Below are 8,131 nucleotides of genomic sequence, written 5' to 3'. Positions count from 1 at the left end.
GAGGTTCCAGCCTGGAATTCACGGGCTTTGGACTGACCGCGACCACAGCGGGTCCCCGAGTGAACTCACCCCAGGGGCCTCAGTCGATCCATGTTATCAGGTCAGTTCGAACAATGGTCGTCAGCCGGCAAAGGCCCGCCGAATCGTTCGCTCTTCGGCCGATGGCGACGCCAGCCTGCTCCATGTGGACTTGTTAACATCCGTGAAACACCCAAAGCCAGGCCTGTTGGAGGGGCAATTCATGAATCGGCCCCACCTTGCTATCCGCCTCCACGGTGGGTGAACTTCGCCGACGCGGACGAGTGACTTTTCTCTTTTTCGGCTCTTATTTAAAATCGACGGTTCGCGGTGCAATTCGACAGACAACTGAGTTTGGCCGGAAGGACAACCTATGACGAATCCAATCAACCCGTTGCGAGTGGCGGTCATCGGCGGCGATGGGACGGGCCCCGAAGTGGTGGCCGAGGCTGTTAAGGTGTTGAAAGCAGTGGCCCAACTCGAGGGCATCCAGCTCGAACTTCGCGAATTTGATCTGGGAGGCGAGCGCTACCTGCGAACGGGAGAGGTCCTTCCGGAGGACGTTTTTCAGGAGCTGAAAACCTTTCCCGCCATTCTCCTGGGGGCCATCGGTCATCCCGACGTGCCTCCGGGGATCCTCGAACGTGGGCTTCTCCTGCAGTTGCGATTCCGATTCGACCAGTACATCAACCTCCGCCCGGTGAAACTTTACCCCGGGGTGGAAACACCGCTAGCGGGCAAGGGCCCCGACGATATCGACTTTGTGGTGGTGCGAGAAAATACAGAAGACCTTTACGCCGGTATCGGTGGTTTCCTGAAAAAGGGAACTCCCGACGAGGTAGCGATCCAGACTGCCATTTACACCCGCAAGGGTTGTGAGCGGTGCATCCGCTGGGCCTTCGAATACACCCGCAAACGCAACAAAAAGAAGCGGCTCACTCTGGTCGCCAAAACAAACGTGTTGACATACGGGCACGACCTCTGGTGGCGCACCTTCCAGGAAGTGGCCCGGGAATATCCCGACATTCAAACCGACTACAACCACGTCGATGCATGCTGCATGTGGATGGTCAAGAACCCCGAGTATTACGACGTCATTGTGACGACGAACATGTTCGGGGACATCATCACGGACCTGGCCGCTATCATCCAGGGAGGAATGGGGGTTGCAGCAGGAGCCAACATCAATCCCGAACCGGGCGGCACAAGCATGTTCGAACCGATGGGTGGCAGTGCTCCCAAGTACACCGGCAAAGGCATGATCAACCCGATTGCAGCCATCGCGGCCGCCGGGATGCTCCTCGAACACACCGGCCACGACCGAGCAGCGGAACGGGTCAACAAGGCCATCCAGATTGTGACAGGCACAAAGATGAAAAGCCAGGCCGCGGGAAAGATGGGTTACACCACCTCGCAGGTCGGCGACCTGGTCGTGGAGGCCCTGCACCAGGTGTGAGTGAAAGCCGTAACATCAGCGCAGCGTAAACACGCTTCTTGCCAAATTTGAACAACGAACCTGGGGACAGCGGTTTGTCCCCAGGTTTGTGTCTTTCAAAATGGAGTCAGTGTGGATACAAAAGCCGGGAACCCCCTCAGTTATCGGCTGATGACTTTTCGCGCACCGGTACCTGGTACTCCCAGTAGTATTTGTCGCGTGGTATGAAGGGGCTGTTGTAACCCAAAAGCCGTGGTGGTCCTGCGATCTCCCATTTATCCCCGTGATGCCCCACCCACTCTTCCACGCGCTGCCGGGCAAGCTGGAGGGCCTGATTCGATCGGGGGCCTCTGATGCCGGTACTCACGAACCAACCGCCTGGTAAATCGCGGACCTCCACGGTACCGTCCTCGCCGGCAGTGCCCTGATCCGGCCGTTCATAAAGAAAAGCCATGAGGACCGGCCGTTGCCCGTTTTCTTCGAGGGTCATCTCCACTGGCGCTGTCATGGCCACATTGTTCTTTTTGATGTGAGCAAAAAGTCGCCAGAATGCCGTGCCGTTGTTGCGGGTAACCGCCGCCCGATAGCCGGGGTATCGCTTGACCTCCACCTCACCCACAGGAGTGCACGGTGGAAATCCAACCGGCAAATCGGCCTCCGCTAAAGGACGGAATCGCAGGTCCTCAACAATGTTTTGCAGTGCGGAGAGGATTTCGGAGTGATCACCGCCGGCGGCCATTCGGCTTTTCAAGTTCCGCAATCGTGCGGCGATATACGAGTCCGACGGCAAACAAGCCGCGGCGCGTTCGATGGCTTCAATCAGAAGCGACTCTTGGACTTTTGGCTTTGCATCCTGCAGAGCTTCCGCCAATTCATCAGCCGCTCGCCTGTAGTCGCTGGACAGCGGATGTTCAGGGAACTCCGCGCCACGCCCCCCTGCACCGGCGAGCATTAATCCGAGGAACGCAAAGATGTTGGATAAAATTCTGATCATGAGGGTTTTCATAAGTCGGTCACCTCTTATAATGGCCAAAGTTTTTGCGCCTACCAGGAAGCCATCGCTCCACGAAACGATAGTCCGGAGAGTCGGGGAGCTGAAGGCCCGATCTCTCCGGATCCGCGGTAAGATTGAATTGTGGACGGGAGTCAGTCCACCTTGGGGGAGGCCTGATTTTCAGTTCATATTTCCGCAGCTAGAAGCGTGCGACTCAGATTTCTCCGGCGGCAGAATGACGGCATCAATGACATGGATGATGCCGTTGGAGGCTCGAATGTCAGTCTTCACGACCTTGGCCTGGTTCACCTTCACACCGGCGTCAGTCACGGTGATCTTGATCGGCGAGCCCTGCACCGTTTTCAGGCTCTTGCTGGCCACCACTTTGTTCGCCGGATATTCGCCAGCCACCACGTGGTAAGTCAACACCGCCGTCAACTTCGCTTTGTCCTTCAGAAGCGCTTCCAGAGTTTCCTTGGGCAACTTGGCAAACGCCTCATCCGTCGGGGCGAACACGGTGAACGGTCCCTTGCCTTTTAAGGTCTCCACCAGACCAGCAACCTCGAGCGCCTTGGCAAGGGTCTTGAAGGACCCGGCCTCAACCGCCACATCCACGATGTCCTTTTTGGCCACCTCCTCAGCCCGACTCATCTGAACCAGACCGAACCCACCGAGCAACACGGCCACCGCGACAACAGCAATCGGAAACCGACGCATCACACAACCTCCTTAGATTGAAGGAACCTACGGACCTCTGAGGCACGCCCCTTGCGTGCCTTCTGAACGAATACAATTCGTTCATTTCGTTCACATGCAGTTTATACGGGTCAAACTGTCCGGGCAAGGGGTCAAGAGCAAAAATTTTGCTCCGCCGCGGAATTGCTGTGAAATCGGGGAAAAACCAAGGATCTCTTCAAAGGACGAGAAACTGAGGATAGGATTGATAAGAAGTATGGGTTTGCTTGTGGATCGTTCAAATCGTTCACATGACTGCTTTGCTGACTCCAAAACAACTCGCCCTCGCCGCTGGTGTCAGCGAGTCCACCGTGAAACGCTGGTGTGATCGCGGCCTGCTGCCCGTCGCGCGAACGCCCGGCGGACACCGCCGCATTCAACTCCATGAAGCCCTGCGGGTCTTGAAGGAACTGAATCTACCGCTGCGGCACCCGGAGGCGCTTGGACTGCCTGCCTTTTCTGGTCAAGGGCAAAGGGTTCTCGAAAAGGCCAAAGAGGAGCTACTTCAGGCCTTGATAACCGCCCAAGCCGACCGTTGCCGGGTGATCCTTCACGAGCTTCGCTGCGTGGGCCTTTCTTTCGCTGAAATTGCCGACCGTATCATTGCCCCGGCTTTCGAGCAAATCGGCCAGGAATGGGAATGCGGAACGCTCCAAATCTATCAGGAGAGGGTAGCGTGCTGTATTGTTTCGGAAGTGCTCGCCGAAATGGCGTCAACTCTCCCAGAGGAAACTTTGGATCAGCCGCTGGCGATTGGGGCCGCTCTGAGTCAGGACCATTACGTCCTGGCCTCCCAACTGGTTCAGTTGGTCTTGAGGGAAAAGGGCTGGCGCGCCAGGTTCCTAGGGCCCAATCTCCCTGCTCCTACACTCCGCCAGGCCATCGCCGATTGGCATCCCAAGCTATTCTGGCTGAGTATTTCTCACATCGCATCGCAGCAGGAAGTCATTGACGCCTGCCAGGACTTGTTCGACTACTGTCGCCAATCTGATTGCCTTTTTGTGATTGGAGGCCGATCGATCGACGCGTCTCTGCGCCAACAGCTCCGGTATTCGGCGTACTGTCCCGACCTGACCCATCTGGCCATGCTTTTGGATACGCTCCCACCCCTCGTACAGACCACTGAAGGCGTCACTGGAAGGTCAACAGAGCCGCCGTCCGAGACGCCGTCCGGCTAACCGAACGACCGCCGCAGCCGGTGCTGAAGAAGCTGTCCGGTTCACCCCAGGCCGTGCTTGGCCAGTTTGTCCCGAAAAGTGGACGGTTTCATTCCCAGGGCCGCCGCGGCCGCCGTCTTGTTGCCGCCCGCTTCCCGAAGAGCTCTCTCCAGCAGTTCGCGCTCCGCCTGATTGATGGCCTCTTGAAAATTGGCGATTCCGCCGCGTTCCGAACTGGTTTTTGGTGTTTTCGTCGGGAACTGGGCAATCTCGGAGCAGAGGAGCTCGGCCGTGATCTCGCCGTTGCCAATCAGGAAGACTCTTTCCAATGTGTGGTAAAGCTCCCGAACGTTGCCAGGCCAGTCGTGCTCCTGCAGGACCTCCATGGCGCCAGGTCCCAAAGTGAACGGCTTGTCCCCCGCGATCTTTTTGAGAAGATGCTCCACAAGCAGTGGGATATCTTCCCGTCGTTCTCGAAGCGGCGGAATATTGATGCGGAGCACGTCCAGACGGTAGTACAGGTCCTGGCGAAATGTGCCCTGGCTGACTCTTTCCAGGAGGTTTTGCTTGGTGGACGCAATAATGCGGACATCAGCATGAATGGGCGTAGTGCCTCCTACCCGTTCGAAAACCTTCTCCTCGATGACGCGGAGCAACTTGGCCTGCTGATCGAGCGGGATATCGTCCACGTCGTCGAGGTACAGCGTGCCTCCCTGGGCAATCTCAAATCGGCCGGGCTTCCGCTGATCTGCTCCGGTGAACGCGCCTTTCTCGTGTCCGTACAGCTCGCTTTCAATGAGATGGGCCGGGAAAAGGGTGCAGCCCACCTTCACGAAGGGGCGGTCTCGGCGGTGAGATTTCCGGTGGATCACCTGAGCGATCAAATCCTTCCCCACACCGGTTTCGCCACACAGGAGGACGTTGGCGTCGGTGCGGGTGCAGATTTCGATCATCTTTTTGACCCGCGTCATCACCGCCGACTGGCCCACCACGAGCTGATCGACGTCCTCCGTTTCGGGGGTTTCCGCCGGCCGTGGTTCCCTCCGGCGACCGCGCTCGCGCTCTAGCCGGGCGAGAACCGGAAACAGGTCCTCGTTGCGAAAGGGTTTGGTGATGAAATCGTACGCCCCGAGCTTCATCGACTCGACGGCCAACTGGATGCTCCCGTAAGCCGTCATCATGATCACGTCTGTGGCGGGAGCTTGCTCCCCCTGTTTGACGTAACGAAGCAACTCCAGGCCATCGACCCGAGGCATTTTCACATCGGCAACGATGACGTCGAAATGCCGTTGCCGCAGTTTTTCGAGGGCCTCTTCGCCGTCCGCCGCGGTGTCCACTTCGTACCCTTGTGCGGCGAGATCGTCGGCCAGTGTTACCCGCTTGATCTTCTCGTCGTCCACAATCAGGATCCGCATAGTGGTTTTTCAGCCTTGCCAGCAATCAAACGAAATTGTTGTGCAAATAGTCCGTGTGAAATCACGCGGGCTTGTTATCTTTATCACGATAGGCATTGAGGATGACCGTGAAGGTCGTTCCCTGCCCCAGGGTGCTCCGAACCTCAATCCTTCCGCCCATTTCGGAGATGAGCATGCGGCACAGACCCAGCCCCAGGCCCGTACCCCCGGAGTCCGCGCGAGTGGTAAAAAACGGTTCAAAGATTTTTTCGAGATTAGCCCGCGGGATACCCACCCCCGTGTCAATCACCTCGATAGCGACCGAATTCATTTGATCGTCGTCCTGCGTGCCCAGCGCCCTGGTGCGGAGGGTGAGCGTCCCCCCATTGGGCATAGCTGCCAGGGCGTTGGTGCAGAGATTGAACACCACCTCCTGGATGGTGTACTTATCTCCCAGCACTGGCGGCACCGGCCGAAGATCCTTTTCCACACGTATATTCTGTCCAATCCGCGTACCCAGCATGGCGAGGGTGCCTTCGACGGCGGCATTGACGTCCGTTTTTTCCAGGACCAGGCCACGAGGTTGTGCAAAAGCCTGGACGCGCTTCGCCGTCCGCTCGATCCGCTCCAGGGCCTCCGCCATCATGTTGACGTATTCTGTCAATCGGGGGTCGTTTTTGACGGCCTCGCTGATTCTCCGCAGGCAGTTCTGCACTCCGTCCAGTGGATTGGCAATCTGGTGAGCGATCCCCGCCACAAGCTGACCAATGCCCAGCATTTTTTCCTTCTGGCGAAGCTCCGCATGGGCACGGTCCACGTAACGCCGGATGGAAGTCGTGAAATACGTCGCCATGCCGAGACTGGTCGCCACAGCACAGAAGAGGGCCAGCGCTTCCAGGTTGTGGAGCGGCGGCAACTCCCGGCCGCCAAACCTCAAAGGGAATCGGGGAATCAGGTTCAAACTTTCCAGGAAAATGACGGCGCCAATGACTAGCGCTGTTGCCCCCGCTACGAGGTAGGGCCGCGCCCCACGCAGGTACATACCCGCAATGATCATGTGAAAAATGTAATAAACCACGAACGGATTGTGGCAAAAATCGGAAAAATAGAGGACCAGAGTGAGTGCCGCCAGGTCCAGCACGATTTGAAGAAAGAAGCTGTCTTCCGGACGAAACCCGCGAAGAGGGCTCTCCTCTCGGACGATAAACGCGAGTATCGCATTGTACAGCAGCATTCCCAACCCCACGGCGTACAGGGGGTAGGGTGTCTGAAGCACCCCAAGACCGAAATATCCCAGCGTTGTCGCGACGAAAACCATGGTCGCCGCGATCCACCGGATGCGAATCAGCCAGATGGCACCACTCGGGGGAAGTTTCATAGGGTTGGCTTACGGGAACAGGGCCATCCAGAAATGGACAGCCCGGATGGCTCCTTGCATCGCATCGATTAATTGCATCTTGTCATGTTAATTCTACTCTAAATCGTTCGCGTCTGGGGGCGTGGTCCCAGTCCCGCCCATCTTTATCCATAATGGGATTGATAGTGAAGATTGATAAGAAATACGCTGTCCACCGAGAAGACGAAGGCCGCGGATCCGATTGGTTCCCCGTCGACCGCGTGGGACGTTGATCGGCCTGAGTTTCCGGAATTTCATCCTCGTGAATTGACCCAAGGATACCGTGATGGCTTCAGCTTCTGATATTCAGCGTCGCCTGCAATTTGCGATCGAAGCGGCCCGGGCTGCCGGCGAGATCACCCTCCGTTACTTTCGCAACCGGAACTTACTGATCGAGAGAAAGGCCGACGACTCCCCCGTCACCAGGGCCGACCGTGAAGCCGAATCCTACCTTCGGGAACAAATTCATCAGGCATTCCCTGAAGACGCGGTCATCGGTGAAGAGTGGGGCAACACCGGCGGTCAGAGCGGATTCCGCTGGATCATCGACCCGATTGACGGCACGAAATCGTTCATCCACGGCGTTCCGCTGTACGCTACGCTGATTGGGGTGGAGTACCAGGGACGAGCGGTCCTCGGTGTGGACAGGATTCCCGCCACCGGGGAATGTGTGTATGCAGCTCGCGGTTCGGGCGCCTGGTATCAGCAGGGGGACAATCCGCCCGAGCCCGCCCGAGTTTCGACGTGTCGCTCGCTGAGGGAAGCGGCCTGGGTCACGAGTGAGGTGGCCAATTTCACCAAAATCGGCCGACGCGAGGCTTATCATCGTCTTGAAGAGGCCACCCGCCTATCCCGCACCTGGGGGGACGGTTACGGCTATCTTCTCGTGGCGACCGGACGAGTCGATTTTATGGTGGACCCGCTCATGGAGATTTGGGACGCAGCGGCGATTCAACCCATCGTCGAGGAAGCTGGCGGTAAGTTCACGGACTGGGCCGGACA

Annotated in this window: 8 protein-coding genes; 4 read left to right on the top strand and 4 right to left on the bottom strand. The window is 57.7% G+C overall.

Going from position 1 to position 8,131, the window contains the following annotated elements; all coding sequences use genetic code 11:
• Together H5U08_RS05890 and H5U08_RS05885 are read left to right on the top strand one after the other, a co-directional pair.
• The coding region (locus H5U08_RS05890; RefSeq protein WP_297031210.1) for a hypothetical protein at positions 1 to 283 on the top strand (283 nt) is incomplete at its 5' end.
• A gap of 108 nt (positions 284 to 391) precedes the next feature.
• A complete protein-coding gene (locus tag H5U08_RS05885; RefSeq protein WP_297031208.1) occupies positions 392 to 1,474 on the top strand; it encodes a 3-isopropylmalate dehydrogenase in 1,083 nt (360 codons plus the stop codon).
• 136 nt (positions 1,475 to 1,610) lie between these two features.
• Here H5U08_RS05885 and H5U08_RS05880 read toward each other — a convergent pair whose 3' ends face one another.
• Together H5U08_RS05880 and H5U08_RS05875 are read right to left on the bottom strand one after the other, a co-directional pair.
• Entirely contained in the window at positions 1,611 to 2,459 is an 849-nt protein-coding gene (locus H5U08_RS05880) for a heme-binding protein (protein ID WP_297031206.1), read from the bottom strand.
• Positions 2,460 to 2,627: 168 nt separating this feature from the next.
• Entirely contained in the window at positions 2,628 to 3,164 is a 537-nt protein-coding gene (locus tag H5U08_RS05875) for a fasciclin domain-containing protein (protein WP_366494123.1), read from the bottom strand.
• A 269-nt stretch (positions 3,165 to 3,433) separates the two neighbouring features.
• On the opposite strand from H5U08_RS05875, the gene H5U08_RS05870 reads away from it, so the two are divergent.
• Positions 3,434 to 4,360 (top strand): B12-binding domain-containing protein, encoded by a 927-nt coding sequence (locus tag H5U08_RS05870; protein WP_297031202.1) that lies wholly within the window; start codon positions 3,434 to 3,436, stop codon positions 4,358 to 4,360.
• A 41-nt stretch (positions 4,361 to 4,401) separates the two neighbouring features.
• On the opposite strand, the gene H5U08_RS05865 is transcribed toward H5U08_RS05870, so the two are convergent.
• Positions 4,402 to 5,754: a sigma-54 dependent transcriptional regulator gene (locus H5U08_RS05865; RefSeq protein ID WP_297031199.1), complete on the bottom strand. Its 1,353-nt coding sequence runs from the start codon at positions 5,752 to 5,754 to the stop codon at positions 4,402 to 4,404.
• A gap of 61 nt (positions 5,755 to 5,815) precedes the next feature.
• Positions 5,816 to 7,111 carry an ATP-binding protein gene (locus H5U08_RS05860; RefSeq protein ID WP_297031197.1) on the bottom strand — a complete coding sequence of 432 codons (1,296 nt, stop codon included), beginning with the start codon at positions 7,109 to 7,111 and terminating at the stop codon, positions 5,816 to 5,818.
• A gap of 304 nt (positions 7,112 to 7,415) precedes the next feature.
• Between H5U08_RS05860 and hisN the strand changes: the two genes are divergently transcribed.
• On the top strand, positions 7,416 to 8,131 hold a 716-nt coding region (gene hisN, locus H5U08_RS05855; protein ID WP_297031195.1), incomplete at its 3' end, for a histidinol-phosphatase.

Source organism: Thermogutta sp., from assembly GCF_014359955.1.
Classification (GTDB): domain Bacteria; phylum Planctomycetota; class Planctomycetia; order Pirellulales; family Thermoguttaceae; genus Thermogutta.
The sequence above is the reverse complement of the archived record's forward strand: the minus strand, read 5'-3'. Positions and strand labels throughout refer to the sequence as shown.